This is a genomic window from Larkinella insperata, assembly GCF_026248825.1.
GTDB lineage: Bacteria > Bacteroidota > Bacteroidia > Cytophagales > Spirosomataceae > Larkinella > Larkinella insperata.
Genome location: NZ_CP110973.1, coordinates 2923767 through 2941858, shown reverse-complemented (window position 1 = coordinate 2941858; position 18092 = coordinate 2923767). Strand labels below are relative to the sequence as shown.

Genomic DNA, 18092 nt, shown 5'->3' with positions numbered 1-18092 from the left:
ATGAGTGAAGAGTTAGCGGACGCATTTAACTCTTCACTCATAACTCTTCCCTCTTAATTTTCCTTAATACGTGTACCGTATGGTTACGCCGTAGGTGCGTGGGTCGCCCACGATACCGGCGTACTGGCCGTAACTGCCGGGAGCAGCCAGTAGTTGCTCATAGTAATCTTTGTTGAAGACATTTCTTCCCCACAGAAAGAAAGTCAGGCCGTTGGAAGCCCGGAAACCCAGCCGGGCGTTGGTCAGCGCATAGCCATTGATGTTCAGGTACTGCGAAGGCGACGGGCTTGACGAGAACTCCGACCGGAAAAATTCATCAACACCCAGGAAATAATTTCCTTTCAGGCCCATGAAGGTGCCCCGGGTGGTTACTTCACTACCTACGGAACCCGACCATTTGGAGATACCGGGCAGCCGTCCCCCCGAAACATCCTTGAAAGCCTGCTCCCCTCCTACTTCTTCCAGGGGCACAGGTGCGTTGGTAAACCGCACATATTTACCATCGGTATAGGCTACAGCAGCATTCAGGGTCAGGTTATTCAGACGGACATTACCGTCTACTTCTAACCCCTGCACCCGCACCTTTTCGGCATTGGCCAAATACCCCCGGTTTACCCCCGGCTCCGGCGTTTGTACCTGGGTCTGGTAATCTCTGATATCCGAGCGATAGAGGGTGAGGTTCAACACCGAGTTGCCCGACGGTCTGGTTTTTATCCCGAACTCTTTGTGGTCGACGTATTCAGGTTTCACGTTGGCCAGGTCAATCAGAACCCGTCCGTTGGCCGTTGGCAAGCCACCCACGTTTACACCAATGGGTTTGTAACCAACGGAATACGTTGCATAGGCGTTGAAGTTAGTGCTGTGTTTGTACTGCACAGAAAGCTGTCCTGAGAAATTTCCCTGCGCATAATCCGTGTTGAAAGCCTGGTTGGTATAGACGCCGTTTTTCAGGGCGATCAGGGCCGGATCCGTCGTTTGCAAACCGCCATACGTTACGCGGCTGTAATCCACCACCTTTTTGTCGTAGTTGTAGCGCACACCGGGCAGGATGTGAATCCGGTCGGTCACCTCCCAGTCCGCCTGGGCAAACACGGCCAGACTGGTGCTCTTGATTTCGTTGGTGGTCCGGATACCGAAATTGTCAAACAACCCGGGTGTTTTCCAGAGCGCGCTGGTCGAGCTCTGGGCAAACCGCCATTGTGCAGAACCGGCTTCTTCCGTCTGCACCGGATCGGATTTCAGATCTTGCCAGAGACCGAACACCCCAACCACTCCACTCAGCTTCGAGGAAACCTTGCCGGAGTAGCGGATTTCCTGCGACCACTGATCGTGCACGGAATTACCGGATGAGATGGTAAAGACGGGCAAACCGATGTAATCGCGGTCGTTCAAGGGAGTCCAGATCCAGTAACGCCAGGCCGAAGTAGCCGTCAAGGTTCCATTTCCGATTTTGATGTCGGCGTTGACCGAAACGCCCCCCAGCTGGTTATCTGCCTTCGATGGCGTATCCAGGTCGACGATTCGCTCGAATGCACTGGTGTAGGGAAGTTTGTAATTTAAATCGGCGATGATGGCATTGAACTGGCGGTAAGCGGCTCGCTTTGTCGGAACCACGCCCGCTACCGGCCAGCCGTACCCCGTGGGCTTCTGGTCAGAGACATCTCCGATGACCGTGATCTGGACGTTATCGCTGGGGGTGTATAACAATTGACCTCTGATGCCGATGTTGTTAACGTCGTTGATAGGCAACTGGGTATGTGCGTTGTAGAACAAGCCATTACGCTGGGTACCCGTAAAGGAAACACGGGCGGCCAGTTTTTTACTCAGCGGTCCCGTCAGCGATCCCTTCGCCTGAATAAAGCCGTAGTTGCCGTAACTTAATTCCATGTTGGCCCCGGTTGTGAAGCTGGCCGCCCGCGTCGTAATGTTGAAAGCTCCGGCCGTGGTGTTCTTCCCGAAAAGGGTTCCCTGAGGTCCCCGCAGGACCTCGACGCGCTCGATGTCAATAAAATCAAGGGCGGTGGCCGCCGGACGCGCATAATAAACGCCGTCGACATAAAAACCCACTCCCGGATCTACGCCATCGTTGGTTAAGCCGTAGGTTGACCCCAGGCCCCGAATGTTCAACGTTGTGTTGCGGGCATTGGAAGCGTACAACTGAACCGTGGGCACCAGCTCTTTGAGACGGTTTACGTTGAAAGCCCCGGCGTCTTCGGCCCGCTGCCCACCGACCACCGAAATGGGAATCGGTACCTCCTGGGCGGCTTCCTGCCGACGACGGGAAGAGATCACAACATCTTCCAGCTGATTAGCCCCTTCTTCGAGTTTGATTTCAATGTCATTATCGTTCAGAACAAGCTCCTGGGTTTTATACCCAATAAAGGATACCACGACCGTAAAAGGAAGCCTTTGCCCGGTGAGCAGGTTAAATTGTCCATTCGCATCGGTAGCCGCGCCGTTGGTAGTGCCTTTGATGGTAACGGTTGCGCCGATCAGGTTTTCACTCGTACGAGCGTCAACGACTCTCCCGGAAACGGTTGAATTAATGACGGGTGGATTTTGAGCAAATAGGATTGCGGGCATAAGAACCGCTCCTATCCAAAAAGTTATCTTGAAAATTTGCTTCATTATGGATTGTGTTTGGTATTGATCCTGTGTTGGGTAGATGGGGCTAACCGGAAATCCAGGGACACTCCGGCGGTTGATTCGATGAGGTTGGCAAAGGCAAATTGAAGCGTCAGAGGAGTCAACAGGCCATTGTCCCGGGTATTATAGCGGAATGGACACCGGCCACGCACGGCCCAGGCAGAAGTGTAAAAATGGTACAAGTAGGACGCCGTGTTAATTTGTTCATTGGCTTTTTCGTCACAAACTCCTATTAACTCCTTCTCTAGATAGACTATCAGGAATAATAGTACTTAAAATCTATTGACTTAGTAGTTTAAAATGCAAAAAAAGAGTGCCATTCTGCGATTTGCAACAAATGGCACGAAAACTTTTTAGGGGAGCTGTATATTCTTCAAAAAATCCAATTCACGTTCAACCTTAATCCAACTATCAACGCAGGGTTTAAGCTACTTTTTTGATTTGCGTCCGTCGGTTGGTGCGAATGGAATCATTTTTGGCGTCTTCCAGTACCGAGTCGGAAATGATTTCCAGCTGGTGAGCGCGCTTCAACACCGATTCGAAAGGCAAATTGAAGTAATTGGATACATCCATCCGGAAACTTTCTGGAAAGCGCGACAACCGAACCCCGAAGAAACTGCGGATTTCAGTTTCGGGAAGCAAGGCCGCCAAAGCTACCTTCTCGGCTTCGGCCAGCAATTCCGTACGGTTGTTGTACAGGTGATCCAGCCCGATGGAAGCTGTCAGAATGTGCAGATAAAGCTGTTTGTAAGCACCCGACAGCTCGTGGGGCAAAATAATCCAGCCCTGCTCCCGGAATTTCGCGGCAAAGCCCGACAAGCCCGGAATACCCCGCAAATCACCCGCAATGATCTCTTCCGGAAACTGCAAGCGGTCGTCGGTTTTGGACAACCGGTACACCACGGCTTCAACCGGGCTTTTCTGAAAAAGCAGGTCGGCCGGTAACTGCCGGTTGTTTTCCCACTGATCGCTTAGCTTGACAAAAATCGTCTCGTGGACGAGTGTATTCTGAGAATCCCCCAAACTAACGAGCATACGCCGAAACGCAGCCAGAAAGTCGATCTGAAATTGATTCGGGTTAAATTTTGTGCGTCTCATAGCGTTTTGTTCCTCTGGCGTGCTATCCGCCGGGATTCGTGAACATCAGGGAGTTAAAGCCCCGAAAAGGATTATAAAGATACGAAATACCGAACATATTTGCAATCCTCCGCTAGCCGATCCAAGCTGAAAAATTAGGTTACTTCACGTGCCTGGCCACCCGCTCGCGTTGGCTGCCTGACGGTTTTTCCTTTATTTGCATACTGGTACGTTTTGCACTAGCCGAGACCCGGTTCCCGTGGGTTACTTTCCCATTAACTTCTGATGGAGCTCAACACATTTTTAAAGCAGCGGGTTTCACTTTCGCCGGACATGGAGACCGTGCTGGATCAGGCTTTCAAACGGGAACAATACCCCAAGCACCACAAACTGCTGCACCCAAATAACCGTTCTCAGAAGGTGTTTTTCATCGAAAAAGGGCTGGCCCGTACGTATTACCTGAAAGATGAGGGCAAAGACGTGACCCACTTCTTTTTCGCGGAAAACGCCTTTGCGATGCCCATTGAGAGCATCTTCTACAACAACAGCTCGCCGTACGGCTTCGAACTGCTGGAACACAGCGTCATACGATCCATTGCCTACGCCGATCTGGAAAAATACATTGAACAGTCGGACGCGCTGGAAAAGCTCATGCGCCTGCTGCTGATCGACGTGTTAAAAGCTTTTTCCGACCGGTTTTACGCGTTGCAGTTTCAAACCGCCCAGGAACGTTACCGGATCATGCTGGAAACCTACCCTGATATCCTGATGCGCGCCCCCCTTGGTCACATTGCCTCCTACCTGGGCATCACGCAGCAGACACTCAGCGTAATTCGGGCGCAGCGGTGATTTTAACAGAGTCTGCTCCCAGCCCGGATACAGGGTCTGCGAGCCCCACGACAACGGCTTTTGAAAAGTCTTCCCCACCCTCTGGGCAAGCCTAGTTTCAGACACAAATGGAGTTAACCACGGTCCGTTAACAATCTAGAGGCAATGCCGTTACTCTTAAAGAGGATCGGTTCGATGATCGAGCGGTTCGCTTTTTGCAGATTTTATGAAAGACCAATCTACCCCCATAAACAACGAGAGTTTTGCAGAGCGCATTTCCATTTTTGTCGGAATTACAATCTTATTTTTAGCTCTTGTTGCCATATTCATTGTCAGCTTTGAAATCATTCTCTTGATCATTGCGGCTTTATTGATTGCCTTGCCGTTACGGGCTGGTGCGAAAAAACTGCATGACAAATTCGGCATGAAAGAAAGCATCAGTTTAGTCCTGGTGATTTTGGGGGTATTGGCCGTGCTCACGGGCATGGTCTGGCTACTGGCAGACCGAATCAGTACGCAAATTGTTCAATTTCAGGAGCAGACGCCGGATGCCATCGAAAGCGCCCGGCGGCAACTGACTCACTCCAGTTTTGGAAGACAACTGCTGAATAGCATTCCATCGACGGAGGAAATCCGGCAGAATAGCTCAAAACTATTATCGCACGCTTCCGGGCTTGTATCCGGCACCTTTGGGACACTGAGTAATCTGTACGTCGTCTTGTTCATGGCGGCTTTTATTGTGGTCAATCCAACCATGTACCGCTCGGGAATCATCACGCTCGTACCGAAGCCGGGACGGAAGCGCACCGGAGAAATACTGGATAATCTAAATCAAATTCTGGTTAGTTGGTTGCTGGGCCAGTTGTTCTCTATGTTCGTAGTGGGCGTTCTGACGTTTATCGGTCTTTGGATACTGGGCGTTCAACTGGCGGGTGTTCTGGCACTGTTTGCGGGCTTGATTTCGTTTATTCCCAACCTCGGACCGATCATCGCGCTGGTTCCCGCCCTGCTGTTTGCCTCACTCGACGGCTTCGACCAGGTACTTTACGTGCTAATTCTATATCTGGCCGTACAGACCATCGAGAGCAGTGTCGCTACCCCAATTGTGCAGAAAAGGATGATCAACATGCCGCCCGCGCTGGTTTTTGGTTCACAGTTAGTCATTGGCGCTTTTGGTGGGTTGCTGGGTTTGACGCTGGCTACGCCAATCATGGCGATGCTGATGGTGCTGGTCAAAATGATTTATGTGCAGGATATGCTCGAGGATGATTCCGTGCAAGTTCAATCCTAATACGTTCTCAAAGAGTAAAGCACCAACCGACTGCGTATCAGATTATTATTCCTGAAATTTAGTAACAGCCTCTGCACTTTTTACGATAGACGAAAAGAAAGCCTTTCCGGCTTCCGGTCGTTTGCATGGTAGATTTTAGCGGCCATGCAGAACAATCATCTAATCCCAACTTCCCCTTTCATTTTCAGCGCCGATGAAGCGGGCAGCGGTGAGGTCTTTCCGCTGCCATTCTGAACAAAAACACCCGCGACCAACCCTACATCTCCCTGGATGGAAGCGACGAGTTCGTGCTTTCGTTTCAGAAACAACTGCATTTTCTGGGTGTCGAAAAAGACGCCATTCACCCGCATTTTTTAAGATAGATGAAAAGAAAGGCCGTACTAACCGGCCAATTTTGCATCGTCATTCTACTAAACAGCAACAGCAATGATACGGAGAAATTTATATTCCATACTGGCACTAGGCCTATTGTTAGTCGGTTGCCAGCCGAAAAATACAGAAACCGAAGCGGTAGAGACGGCTTTACCCGTCGTTACAGAACCCGTCCATAGGTTGGCTACCAACCGCGACATTTCGATCAGCGGAAATATTGAAGGCAGTAAAACGGTTCGGCTGGGATTCATGGTTGGGGGCAAGATCAATTTCATTGCTGCCGACGAAGGCCAGTTTGTTCGCAAAGGCCAACTGCTGTCGAGCCTCGACCCAACCAACTACGGCATCGCCAAAGAAATCGCCGACGTGCAGGTCAACCAAGTTACCGACGAGTTCAACCGGTTGAAGCTCCTGCGCGACCGGAACAGCCTCAGCGAAAGCGATTTTGCCAAGGTCAACTTTGGCTTGCAGCAGGCGAAAGCGCAGCAGAAACTACAGGGCAAATATCTGTCCGACACAAAATTATACGCGCCGATCAGTGGAGTTCTGCTGAAAAAGATGGCCGAAGTCGGCGAGATTACGGGCGTCGGCACACCGCTCTTTGTCGTTTCAGACATCAATACGGTGAGTGTCAACGCTTTTATTCCCGAAAACGAACTGCATAACATTAAACTCGGGCAATCGGCTTCGGTGCTGGTGTCGTCTTTGAATGAGACGTTTATCGGCAAAGTGACCGAAGTGGGTTCGGCGGCTGACGCCAGTTCGCGGGCCTTTACGGTCAAAATCCAGTTGAAAAATCCCAAACAACTGATCCGCCCCGGCATGATTGCCGAGGTGAAGCTGGCTTCCAACCTGAAAGCCGACCTGCTGGCCCTTCCCGCCGAAGCGGTGTTGCACGATCTGGATAACCAAAGCTACGTTTTCGTGGTCGATTCAGCTCAGCAAAAAGCGTTCAAACGCAAAGTCAGCGTTGGCCAACTCATTAACAATCAGATTGAAATTACGTCGGGATTAAACGACAAGGAACTGGTCGTCACCGGTGGCCAGCAAAAGCTCAGCGACGGCACTTTGATTTCACTCTCTAAATAACCACAGCGATGAATTTTGTTCAGGCATCTTTAAAATACAAACAGGTCACCCTGTCGGTGTTGCTGTTGCTCTTCGCGGTGGGCATCAACTCGTTACTGACCATGCCACGCCGGGAAGACCCGAAAATCACGGTTCGTCAGGGGCTGGTGCTGGCCTTTTACCCCGGCGCCAACTCGGCCCAGGTTGAAGATCAGGTAACCAAAAAGCTGGAGCAATACCTGTTTCAGTTTGAGGAAGTTCGTAAAGACAAAACTTATTCGACCACGCAGGACGGGATGGTTGTCGTGAACGTCGAACTGGGCGAAAACGTCAAAAATCCCGACGTGTTCTGGAGCAAACTGCGCCACCAGTTGCTGGTGGTCAAAACGCTGGATTTGCCGCAGGGCGTGCGCGGACCGATTGTCAATTCCGACTTTGGCGATACCGAAGCGCTGGTCATCGGGATCGAAAGCGATCAGGCCAGTTATTCCCAACTAAGAGATTACACCCAAAAACTGGAAGATAACCTGCGGACGATCAGGGCAGTATCGAAAATTAAACGCATTGGTGAGCAGAAAGAGCAGATCACCGTTTCGTCCAATTCGGAGAAATTATCGCAGTACGGTGTCAACCTGCAACAGGTGGTGAGATTGCTGCAATCGCAGAACACCATCGGTGCGACGGGCGACCTGAAAACGGAAAACAGCCGGACTCCGCTTTACACCAGCGGCTACTACAATACCGAAAAAGAAATTGTCAACCAGATCGTCGGCGCTTCCCGGTCCGGGGCAATTGTGCGACTGGGCGATGTGGCTACCGTTCGCCGGGAATATGCCGAGCCAACGAGCAAAATCAGCGTCAACGGACACAAAGCCATGATCCTGACGGTGCAAATGCACGAGGGCAACAACATTGTTCAGTTTGGTCAGGAAGTAAACCGGAAGATCGCGGAAGTATCGAAGCGGTTACCAGCCAACGTGAAACTGACCACCATTGTGAACCAGCCGCAAATGGTTGATGCCAATGTGTCGCACTTTATCGGGGAGTTTTTCCTGGCTATTTTCTCGGTTGTGGTAGTGGTCATTTTGCTGCTGCCATTCCGCATTGCCGCCGTGGCTGCGATGGCGATTCCGATGACGGTGGCCGTGACGTTTGCGCTGATGCACGCGTTTGGCATTGAGTTGCACCAGGTTTCGCTGGCCGCCCTGATCGTGGTGCTGGGCATGGTGGTGGACGATGCCATTGTGATTGCCGACAACTACGTCGAACTGCTGGACGAAGGGCTGGATCGCTGGACTGCCGCCTGGCGCAGCGCGAGCGATCTGGTCATTCCGGTGCTGGCCGCTACGGTGACGATCATTGCTTCCTTCATGCCGATGGTGCTTCTGACGGGAGCCGTTGGGGAGTTTATCAACGCCCTGCCGTGGACGGTAGCGATTGCGCTGGCTTCCTCGTTCATCGTGGCGATGGTGCTGACCCCGTTGCTGTGTTACACCTTCATCAAAAAAGGGCTACATGATCCGAGCGCCGAAACCAACCGCGAGAAGAAATTTTCGCTGCTCGACCGAATGCAGAACGGCTACAATGCCGCGCTGGAATGGTCGGTCAAACACCCGGTCCCGGTGGTGAGCGTTAGCCTGATTACCATTGTTTTGGCAGGGTTGCTTTACTTCGGTGGGGTGCGTCAGAAATTCTTCCCGGCTGCCGAGCGTAATCAGTTTGTGGTGGAACTCTGGATGCCAACGGGCACGAAACTGGAGAAAACCGAAAAAGCCATCCAGAAAGTGGAAAATCTAGTCAGAAAGGATCAGCGGGTTACGTCGTTTGCCACGTTTGTCGGCACCAGCGCACCGCGTTTTTACTACAACTTTTCGCCGGAAGTGCCCGTCAGTAATTACGCCCAGATTCTGATCAATACGACTTCGGAGCAGACCACCGAAGCCTTGTCGGATGAACTGGCGCAGAAAGTTGGTCAGTTGATTCCCGAAGGAATGCCGCAGGTAAAACTGATGCAACAGGGCCAACCCCTGAAAGCGCCGGTCGAGGTGCGGATTGTGGGCGAAGACATTAACCGCCTGAAACAGATTGGGCAGCAGGTACAGGAGATCGTAGCAAAAGCGCACGGCAGCGCCCTGGTTCGGAATGACTTCCGGGAGGATTACTACGGCATCAGCATCCAACTGAAAGACGAGGCCAACCGCCTGGGATTCACCACGTCCAGCATTGCGCAAATGGTATACACCGGCTTTAGCGGAGCACCCGTTTCAACGCTTTACGAAGGCACTAACGGCGTGGACATCGTATTGCGCCTGAACGAGCAGAACCGGCAGACCACCAACGATTTACAGAACACCTATCTCGAATCGCCGGTAACGCAGGCCCGCGTACCGCTTCGTCAGATTGCCAATATTCAACCGGAATGGCAGACGGGCAAAATCATGCACCGCAACGGTGTTCGGACGCTGACCGTCCAGAGCGAAACCCGCCACGGAGTCCTGGCCGCCGAACTATTGAAACAGATTCAACCCGACGTTGCCAAAATCCAACTCCCGGCGGGTTACCGCATCGAATACGGCGGGGAGTTTGCCAACAAGCAGGAAACCTTCAGCCAGATGATTACAGTCCTGGTCATCAGTCTGGTACTCATCTTTTTCATCCTTCTGTTCCAGTTCCGCAACCTGAAAGAAGCCGCCATTGTGATGCTCACCATCCCGCTGAGTCTATTCGGCGCCCTGTTTGGGCTGTTCATTACCGGCAACAATTTCGGGTTCACGGCTTTCGTCGGCCTGATCAGTTTGTCGGGCATTGTGGTCCGCAATGCCATCATCCTGGTCGATCATACCAATGAGTTGCTGCGGCACGGAATGGACATTCGGACGGCGGCTATTGAATCGGGTAAGCGACGCTTGCGGCCCATTTTCCTGACGGCGATGGCTGCCGCGATTGGCGTTCTACCCATGATTTTGTCCGGTTCGCCGATGTGGAGTCCGCTGGCCAGTGTGATTGCCGTCGGGGTGGTTTGGTCCATGATCATGGCGCTCCTGACCGTGCCGGTTTTATACATCGCCTGGATCAAGCCCCGTGATAAACAAGAAAGTCCAATTGTTGAGCGTCAAGCTGCACACCATGAAATCGACTAATCGAGTAATCAAACATACTGCCACCGCCCTGCTGGTGATGGTGGCGACGCTGGCTCAGGCGCAGCAACCCGAACCGCTGAGCTTGCAGAAAGCCGTTGATATGGCTTTGGAAAACAACCGATCTCTGCACATCAAAAAATTGCAGGTAGAGGAAAAACGGGCGAAAGTTCGGGAAGATGAAACGAGAAAATACCCGTCCGTGACGGTCAATTCAACCTATCAGTATAACGCCAATCTGGGTCGGCTGGTCATTCCAGAAGGGTCTTTTGGCGCGCTGCCGGTAAACCAGACCACAATGGTGCCGCTACCAAACGAGGCAAAAACGTTTAATCTGGGCGAGCACCATACGTTCAACGCGGGCGCGACGGCCTATCAACCGATCACCCAATTGGGAAAAATAAAAACCGGTATTGCCATCGACCAGACGGACGTGCAGATTTCGGAGCAGGAACAGGCCAAGGTCGCGCTGCAAATCCGGCAGGGGGTCGAACGGTTGTATTACGGCATGCTGATTACCCAAAAGCAGCAAGAAGAAGCCACCGCTAAATTGGAACTAGCTAAACTCAAGCTCTACGATGTAGAAAGCGCCTTACAGTCCGGGAAAACCATCGACGCCAGCAAGGCGGGATTGCAGGCCAGCATCGCCGACGAAGAACAAAACCTGCTGAAACTGACCATTCAAATGGACGATTACCTGGCGGATTTGAAGCACCTGACGGGGTTAACGGCGGATCAGGTTACGCTGGAAGGCGTCGATCTGTCGGCAACGCCAACCGCCAATCTGGAAGAAACCAAGGCTATTGCCAGCAAAAACAACGTCGATTTGAAACTGGCCTCGTTAGGCCGCGCCAAATCCGAACTGGCCATCAAAGCCGCGCAGCAAAGTTACCGCCCCGATGTCGGGCTGGTGGCGGGTTACTCCTATCAGGTTGGTAATTTGCTTTATCCGACACATAACCCGTTTGCGGGCATCAACCTTAAGTGGAATATTCAGGATTTGTTTGCCAACAAGCAAGTGTTGAACCAGCGCCATTTTTTGCGGCAGCAGGCCCAGGAAAATATCGCCAACACGCAGGAGCAGGTGAACAACAGCATCGAAAAAGCGTATCGCAAGATCAATCAGGCAACGGCTTTGATCAACGTGGCGCAACGCGCGGTGCAGTATCGAACCGAAGAACTGAACGTGCAGAACGACCGCAAGGCCGCCGGGCTTAATCTTCCGTCCGACATTCTGGTCACGCAATCGCAACTGGCCAAAGCGCAGGCTGATTTGCTGTCTGCCCAGTTGAATTACCGGCTGGCGCAGTCAGAGTTGAAAATCCTGACGGGCGATATAAAGTAACGGGTTACTTCCAGCGCAGCGTTTTAAGCAAATGCAGCACGTCTTTGCGGACATAATCGATCACCGGGGCCAGCGAATCGTTGCGGGTTGCCGTATTGAAATACAACGCTCCGCGCAAAAAGTGGGTGGTGGTATCGGTCGTAAAAAACTGTAACTGGCTGGGCACTTCGCCGGTAATCGACAGGACGTCGGCTTTCAAACCACTGGGCAACTGGATGACTTCCTCTTTGAAAGCGTAGGCTTTTTCATTGTGCATGGCCGCCAGTTTGTACGAATCGGCAATCATGCCTGCCAGCCGCTTTTCGCTGTTTTGCACGGGGTGATAGGTCAGCTGAACGCTCGCTTTAAAGGCCGGATAATTAATAAAAATCCAGTGCGGCTGCGCACCGCGGAAGGTATCCGGTAAAATTCGGGCCTGTCTGGAATATTCAAATGCATACGGATGCGCTTCGGTCAACGGCTGGTAACGATGCGGAGGCAGGTCGATGCGGTTGAAGCCCTTGGGCTTGGGAACATAGTTGTCGGCGTTACGCCCCCCACAGGCGGCCAACCATACCGCCAGTACAATGAAAAGTGATTTTGCCACAGAAGAGAATGAGTTACATCAGCGATAACGAAAAAGCCCGGCGGTTTCGTGCCGGGCTTTTAACGAGTAGCAGGTTTTAAAGCCGTACCGGTCGATCAGCTTTACGAATTGATCATTTCCAGCTCTTCCTGCCGGACAGGCAGACCCAGCAGCGTCCGGAAGCGGTTGATGTTGAACGTTGGCTCAAACCAGACTTCGCCCAACACCGGATGCTTTACCGGCACATCGGGATTCTGGATTTCGGCCAGCAGCACGCCCGTTTCGCCGTTGGTGTGGCGTTTCACCATCCGAACGGTATACATCTGGTCGGCCTTGGGCGTTTTAACGCCAAATTCGGCATAAAAAGCCAGTACCGGCGCCGGAAAATTGTCGTTTACGCAAATGATTTCCATAGTAGTAGTATCTGAACAGGAAGGACACGGATTAGAAGCCAGCAGAGCAAAGATCCGCTCTACTTTTTAATCCGCACAATCTCCGTTCAAAACGATTTAATCTTCAAATAAATTCCCAAGTCCACCCAACACCGAGCCGCCTTCCTTACGGGCTTGTCCACCGCCCGGCGACAGCCGGTCGACCAGTTTGGAAATTGGCATCGACTGAATCCAGACTTTGCCCGTTCCGCGCAGCGTAGCCAGAAATAAGCCTTCTCCGCCGAAAATCATGGATTTTAACCCGCCCGAGCGCTGGATATCGAAGCTGATGGACGGTTCAAAACCCACCACGCAACCCGTATCCACCCGCAGCGTTTCGTTATTCAGTTGCCGTTCCATCACCACGCCCCCGGCATGGATGAACGCCATCCCGTCTCCCTGAATTTTCTGGAGGATGAAACCCTCGCCCCCGAACAAACCGCTGCCAATCCGCTGGTTGAAGTGAATGGCCATTTGCGTGCCCAGGGCCGCGCACAGGAAAGAGTCCTTCTGAACAATCAACTGATTACCGTAAATTTTAGCCAGATCGATCGGCATAACCGTACCCGGATACGGAGCGGCAAAAGCTACCTTCTTTTTGCCGTACCCCCGGTTGGTGAAGTGGGTCATAAACAACGACTCACCGGTCAGCAAGCGCGTACCGGCCTGAAAAAGTTTTCCCATTAATCCCTGGGTTGCCTGCGAACCGTCGCCCATCTTGGTTTCAAACTGAATGCCGTCTTCCATAAACAACATGGCACCGGCTTCGGCAATTACGGTTTCGTTCGGGTCCAGCTCAATTTCAACGACCTGAATATCTTCGCCAATAATTTTGTAATCGATCTCGTGAGAACGCATGAGAATTAATTGTGTTAAGGCCTAAAACTTAGCGATCAAAGTCTTTATCCGCATCCTCTTCGTCATCGGTGTACTCATCGTCCTCATACTGCTCACCCTCTTTCAGATCCTTCCGATTCCGAAGCTTTTTATCGTCCACGGTTTTGTTTAAAAACGCATTGATCTTGTCAATGTCATAACTGGTCGTTATCTCGCCGAACGTGTTGATTTTGATATCAAAACCCTCCAGTTCCTTATGAACCCGCGGTTTATCGCTCGACTGTTCTTCCGGTTTTGCGCCTTTCTTTGCCATATCTTTTTCGGTTATGAGTCAAGAATTAAGAGTGATGAGTTGCTCCGCTCGATTAGCAACAAAAGTGGCAGCGCAACTCATAATTCTTAACTCATAATTCTTAACTCTGTTAAAGCTTTTTGCAGCCGGTCGATCGTGGCCTGTCTGCCGATGATTTCCAGCGTTATCATCAGGTCCGGACCCGCCCCAACGCCGGTAATGGCCAGCCGGAGCGCTTGCATGATTTTGCCCTGTTTGATGCCAATGGCAGCCAGAGCTTCCGCCAGCGTTGTTTTCGCGGCTTCGGCCGTCAACGGTTCCGCTACCGAAGTTAACGCATCTTTGAATGCGGTCAAAGCCCGCACGGCGTCCTCGTTCCACTTGGATGAGGCAACGGCCGGATCATAGCTTTGCGGCTCCCGAAAAAAGATGGCTGACTCGGCGTAAATCTCGCCCGCAAAGTTGACGCGCTCTTTCAGCAGACCGGCAATTTTAGCGGCTTTTTCCAGCGAGCATTCAAAACCGTCGGCAGTGGCCTGGGCCGCAATGGTTTCGGCCAGTTGCTCGTTGGGTTGCTGGCGCAGGTATTCGTGGTTGAACCATTTTGCCTTCTGGATATCGAACCGGGCACCAGCTTTGTGAATCTGCTCCAGACTAAAAGCCTGAATCAGCTCATCCATCGTGAACATTTCCTGTTCCGTGCCGGGGTTCCAGCCCAGAAAGGCCAGAAAGTTGACCAGCGCTTCGGGTAAATAACCGTCTTCGCGGAACCCACGGGCTACCGTGCCGGTGAACGGATCGGTCCATTGCAGCGGGAAAACCGGGAAACCGCCCAGATCGGCGTCGCGTTTACTGAGCTTGCCGTTGCCATCGGGCTTCAGCAGCAACGGTAGGTGCGCAAACTGTGGCATGGTGCTTTCCCACCCCAGAAACCGGTACAGCAAAACGTGCAGGGGGGCCGATGGGAGCCATTCTTCCCCGCGAATAACGTGCGTAATGCCCATCAGATGGTCGTCCACGATGTTTGCCAGGTGGTAAGTGGGCATCCCGTCCGACTTGAGCAACACTTTGTCGTCAATCTGCGAGGAATGGACCACAACCCACCCCCGAATCAGGTCGTTCAGCCGAATATCTTCTTTGCGCGGTACTTTCAACCGAATCACGTACGGCGCCCCCGACTCGATCAGGGCCGTTACCTCTTCGGGCTTCAGCGTCAGCGAGTTCTTCATTTGCAGCCGGGTAATGGAATTGTACTGCGCCGACGGGGCGTTGGCTTCTTCCATCCGCTTCCGCATGGCGTCGAGTTCTTCCGCCGTATCGAAGGCATAATAGGCTTTGCCTTCGGCAACCAGCCGTTCGGCGTGTCCTCGGTAAATTTCCTTGCGCTCCGACTGCCGGTAGGGCGCGTGCGGGCCACCCGCCGTCAGCCCCTCATCAATTTCAATTCCGACCCATTTCAGCGATTCAACGATGTAATCTTCCGCACCCGGCACAAACCGGTTTTGGTCGGTATCTTCGATGCGAAGCAGCATTTTTCCGCCGTGCTTGCGGGCAAACAGGTAATTATAAAGAGCCGTACGAACCCCGCCAATGTGTAGGGGGCCGGTTGGACTCGGAGCAAAACGAACGCGTATTTCGGACATAAAAAAGGAAGAAAGAACGAAGGAGTAGAAAAGACAAAAGGAGGTTGATGACCGGCACCGCTCCTCCCCTTGCCCTTTTCTCAAATTTACTGGTTAAACGACGGCAATGACGGATATTTCCACATTCACATCTTTTGGCAAGCGCGCCACTTCGACGGTTTCGCGGGCGGGTGGGTCGGTCGTAAAAAAGCTGCCGTATACTTCGTTGATCGCGCCAAAATTATTCAGGTCCTTCACAAAAATGGTTGCTTTTACCACATTCTCGAAGGAAAGTTCGGCGGCTTTGAGAATGGCGCTGAGGTTTTCCATCACTTTGCGCGTTTCGGCCTGGATGTCGCCGGATGAAGCTACGTCGAGCGCAATCTGGCCGGACACGTACAACGTTCCATTCACCAAAACAGCTTGGTTGTAGGGACCGATGGGCGCCGGAGCGTCGGGGGTAAATATGATTTTTTTCGTTGGCATACGGGATTCTGAGTTTCTGCAAATCGTGCCGCAAGTTAGCAATCAATTCTATCGGATGGTAACTAAAAAGACCCGCCGGAGCATCAAATTCCGGCAGGTCCGACTATTTAAAACCATCCGGCTTTATTCTACCGTTACCGACTTGGCCAGATTTCGCGGCTGATCGACGTTGCGGCCCCGCATCACGGCGATGTAATACGACAATAGTTGCAGCGGAATCACCGAGATCAACGGCATCAGCATTTCGTGTACGTTCGGGATCTCGATCACAAAATCAACCATTTCCCGGATGTGCGAATCGCCCTCGGTCACGACGGCAATCACGCGGCCTTTGCGGGCTTTTATCTCCTGAATGTTGGACACTACTTTTTCGTACGAACTGTCTTTTGTCGCAATAACCACCACGGGCATATCTTCGTCGATGAGCGCAATGGGGCCGTGTTTCATCTCGGCAGCCGGGTAACCCTCGGCGTGGATGTACGAGATTTCCTTCAGCTTCAGGGCGCCCTCCAGGGCTACGGGAAAGTTCAAACCCCGGCCCAAGTAGATGAAGTTTCGGGCGTACGTAAAAATGTAGGCAATCTCTTTCACCTTCTGGGCATCCCGCAGCACCTTTTCCACCAGCGCAGGAATGCGCTCCAGCTCGGCCAGCAACTGCCGGAACACCGTATTCGAAATCGTTCCTTTCTGCTGAGCCGCTGAAAGGGCCATGAGGGTCAAAACCGTGACCTGCGCCGTAAAGGCCTTGGTGCTGGCAACCCCGATTTCCGGACCGGCGTGGGTATAGGCTCCGGCGTGTGCGGTTCGCGCGATGGACGAACCCACCACGTTACAAACGCCAAAAATCGTAGCCCCTTTCGACTTCGCCAGTTCAATAGCCGCCAGCGTATCCGCCGTCTCGCCCGACTGCGAAATGGCAATCACAACATCGCGCTCCTTGATGATGGGGTTGCGGTAGCGGAACTCCGAGGCATATTCTACTTCGACGGGAATCCGGGCCAGTTCCTCAAAAATGTATTCGGCCACCAGCCCCGCGTGCCACGACGTTCCGCAGCCGACAATGACCACCCGTTCGGAAGCCGCCAACTGCCCGAGGTAATCGCGCAAACCGCCCAGTTGCAAATGCTCTTCTTCAGCCCGCACACGGCCCCGCATGCTGTCGGCGATGGAACGGGGCTGCTCGAAAATTTCCTTCAGCATGAAATGCTCAAAACCACCTTTTTCAATGGCTTCGAGCTCCAACTCGACTTTCTGAATGTACGGCGTTGTCGGCGCGTTATCGAGGGTAATTATTTTCAGCTCACCCGCCCGCACAACGGCGATTTCCTGGTCGTTCAGGTAAATTACGTCTTTCGTGTATTCGATAATCGGGGTGGCATCCGACGCGAAGAAGAATTCATTCCCGCCCACCCCAATTACCAGCGGGCTGCCTTTGCGGGCGGCAATCAGTTGCGTGGGGTCCTCCTCCGAAAGAATGACGACGGCGTAGGCCCCCACCACTTCCTGCAAAGCCAGCCGAACGGCTTCTTCGAGCGAGGAGCCGGTTTCTTTCCGAATGTCTTCGATAAACTGAATCAGCACTTCCGAATCGGTTTCGGAGCGAAAAACGTGGCCTTTCCGAATCAGATTCTGTTTGATGGCCGCGTAATTTTCAATGATCCCGTTGTGGATGATGGCCAGTTTGCGATCCTGCGACTCGTGTGGGTGGGCGTTGACATCGTTCGGCGCGCCGTGGGTAGCCCAGCGGGTATGACCGATACCGATCTTGGCCGCCAGCTCTTTGCCCGCCAGTTCGTTTTCCAGGTCGGCGACTTTTCCCTTCTTTTTGTAGACTCTCAACCCGGACGGGCTGGGCTCGGCATCCAGCAAGGCGATACCCGCGCTGTCGTAGCCCCGGTATTCCAGCCGTTTTAATCCTTTCAGCACCAGAGGAGCGGCCTCACGATGACCGACGTAAGCGACAATTCCGCACATTGGATTTATCAGTTAAAATGGTGTTGCAGCTGTCTATTTTAAATTATTTAAGAAAACCCCAATTCAATTCTAAAATCTCGCTAAAACAGGCTTATTTTCTAGGAAAGATACAAAAATCCTT

Annotated in this window: 15 protein-coding genes; 5 read left to right on the top strand and 10 right to left on the bottom strand. The window is 52.5% G+C overall.

The annotated features are described in order from the left end of the window. Positions 1 to 63: 63 nt before the first annotated feature. Positions 64 to 2583: a TonB-dependent receptor gene (locus tag OQ371_RS11915; protein WP_374761444.1), complete on the bottom strand. Its 2520-nt coding sequence runs from the start codon at positions 2581 to 2583 to the stop codon at positions 64 to 66. A gap of 486 nt (positions 2584 to 3069) precedes the next feature. After that, entirely contained in the window at positions 3070 to 3744 is a 675-nt protein-coding gene (locus OQ371_RS11910; protein WP_265993992.1) for a hypothetical protein, read from the bottom strand. A gap of 264 nt (positions 3745 to 4008) precedes the next feature. Here OQ371_RS11910 and OQ371_RS11905 point away from each other — a divergent pair, with 264 nt between their 5' ends. After that, positions 4009 to 4572: a Crp/Fnr family transcriptional regulator gene (locus tag OQ371_RS11905; RefSeq protein ID WP_265993991.1), complete on the top strand. Its 564-nt coding sequence runs from the start codon at positions 4009 to 4011 to the stop codon at positions 4570 to 4572. A gap of 205 nt (positions 4573 to 4777) precedes the next feature. Beyond that, the gene (locus tag OQ371_RS11900) at positions 4778 to 5842 is read left to right on the top strand and encodes an AI-2E family transporter (protein WP_265993990.1); all 1065 of its coding nucleotides are present in this window, start codon (positions 4778 to 4780) and stop codon (positions 5840 to 5842) included. 155 nt (positions 5843 to 5997) lie between these two features. Here the strand turns inward: OQ371_RS11900 and OQ371_RS11895 are convergent, their stop codons facing one another. Next, positions 5998 to 6192 (bottom strand): hypothetical protein, encoded by a 195-nt coding sequence (locus OQ371_RS11895; RefSeq protein ID WP_265993989.1) that lies wholly within the window; start codon positions 6190 to 6192, stop codon positions 5998 to 6000. 76 nt (positions 6193 to 6268) lie between these two features. On the opposite strand from OQ371_RS11895, the gene OQ371_RS11890 reads away from it, so the two are divergent. Genes OQ371_RS11890 through OQ371_RS11880 form a run of 3 tightly spaced genes read left to right on the top strand, consistent with a single transcriptional unit; the run spans position 6269 to position 11764 of the window. After that, positions 6269 to 7303: an efflux RND transporter periplasmic adaptor subunit gene (locus OQ371_RS11890; RefSeq protein WP_265993988.1), complete on the top strand. Its 1035-nt coding sequence runs from the start codon at positions 6269 to 6271 to the stop codon at positions 7301 to 7303. Positions 7304 to 7311: 8 nt separating this feature from the next. Further along, positions 7312 to 10422, top strand: coding sequence for an efflux RND transporter permease subunit (locus OQ371_RS11885; protein ID WP_265993987.1), 3111 nt, complete (start codon positions 7312 to 7314; stop codon positions 10420 to 10422). Continuing rightward, positions 10409 to 11764, top strand: a complete 1356-nt coding sequence (locus tag OQ371_RS11880) for a TolC family protein (RefSeq protein ID WP_265993986.1) — start codon at positions 10409 to 10411, stop codon at positions 11762 to 11764. The genes OQ371_RS11885 and OQ371_RS11880 overlap by 14 nt, the downstream gene beginning before the upstream one ends. 4 nt (positions 11765 to 11768) lie before the next feature. On the opposite strand, the gene gldD is transcribed toward OQ371_RS11880, so the two are convergent. From gldD to glmS, 7 genes are all read right to left on the bottom strand, one after another. Then, positions 11769 to 12350 (bottom strand): gliding motility lipoprotein GldD, encoded by a 582-nt coding sequence (gene gldD, locus OQ371_RS11875; RefSeq protein ID WP_265993985.1) that lies wholly within the window; start codon positions 12348 to 12350, stop codon positions 11769 to 11771. 101 nt (positions 12351 to 12451) lie between these two features. Next, positions 12452 to 12742: a hypothetical protein gene (locus tag OQ371_RS11870; protein WP_265993984.1), complete on the bottom strand. Its 291-nt coding sequence runs from the start codon at positions 12740 to 12742 to the stop codon at positions 12452 to 12454. Between the two features lie 96 nt (positions 12743 to 12838). Then, positions 12839 to 13618 (bottom strand): TIGR00266 family protein, encoded by a 780-nt coding sequence (locus OQ371_RS11865; protein ID WP_265993983.1) that lies wholly within the window; start codon positions 13616 to 13618, stop codon positions 12839 to 12841. Positions 13619 to 13646: 28 nt separating this feature from the next. After that, positions 13647 to 13910 carry a hypothetical protein gene (locus tag OQ371_RS11860; protein ID WP_265993982.1) on the bottom strand — a complete coding sequence of 88 codons (264 nt, stop codon included), beginning with the start codon at positions 13908 to 13910 and terminating at the stop codon, positions 13647 to 13649. An 86-nt stretch (positions 13911 to 13996) separates the two neighbouring features. Beyond that, the gene (gltX, locus tag OQ371_RS11855) at positions 13997 to 15532 is read right to left on the bottom strand and encodes a glutamate--tRNA ligase (protein ID WP_265993981.1); all 1536 of its coding nucleotides are present in this window, start codon (positions 15530 to 15532) and stop codon (positions 13997 to 13999) included. 93 nt (positions 15533 to 15625) lie between these two features. After that, positions 15626 to 15997 (bottom strand): RidA family protein, encoded by a 372-nt coding sequence (locus OQ371_RS11850; RefSeq protein ID WP_265993980.1) that lies wholly within the window; start codon positions 15995 to 15997, stop codon positions 15626 to 15628. 123 nt (positions 15998 to 16120) lie between these two features. Beyond that, positions 16121 to 17971, bottom strand: coding sequence for a glutamine--fructose-6-phosphate transaminase (isomerizing) (gene glmS / locus OQ371_RS11845; RefSeq protein WP_265993979.1), 1851 nt, complete (start codon positions 17969 to 17971; stop codon positions 16121 to 16123). Between the last annotated feature and the right edge of the window lie 121 nt (positions 17972 to 18092).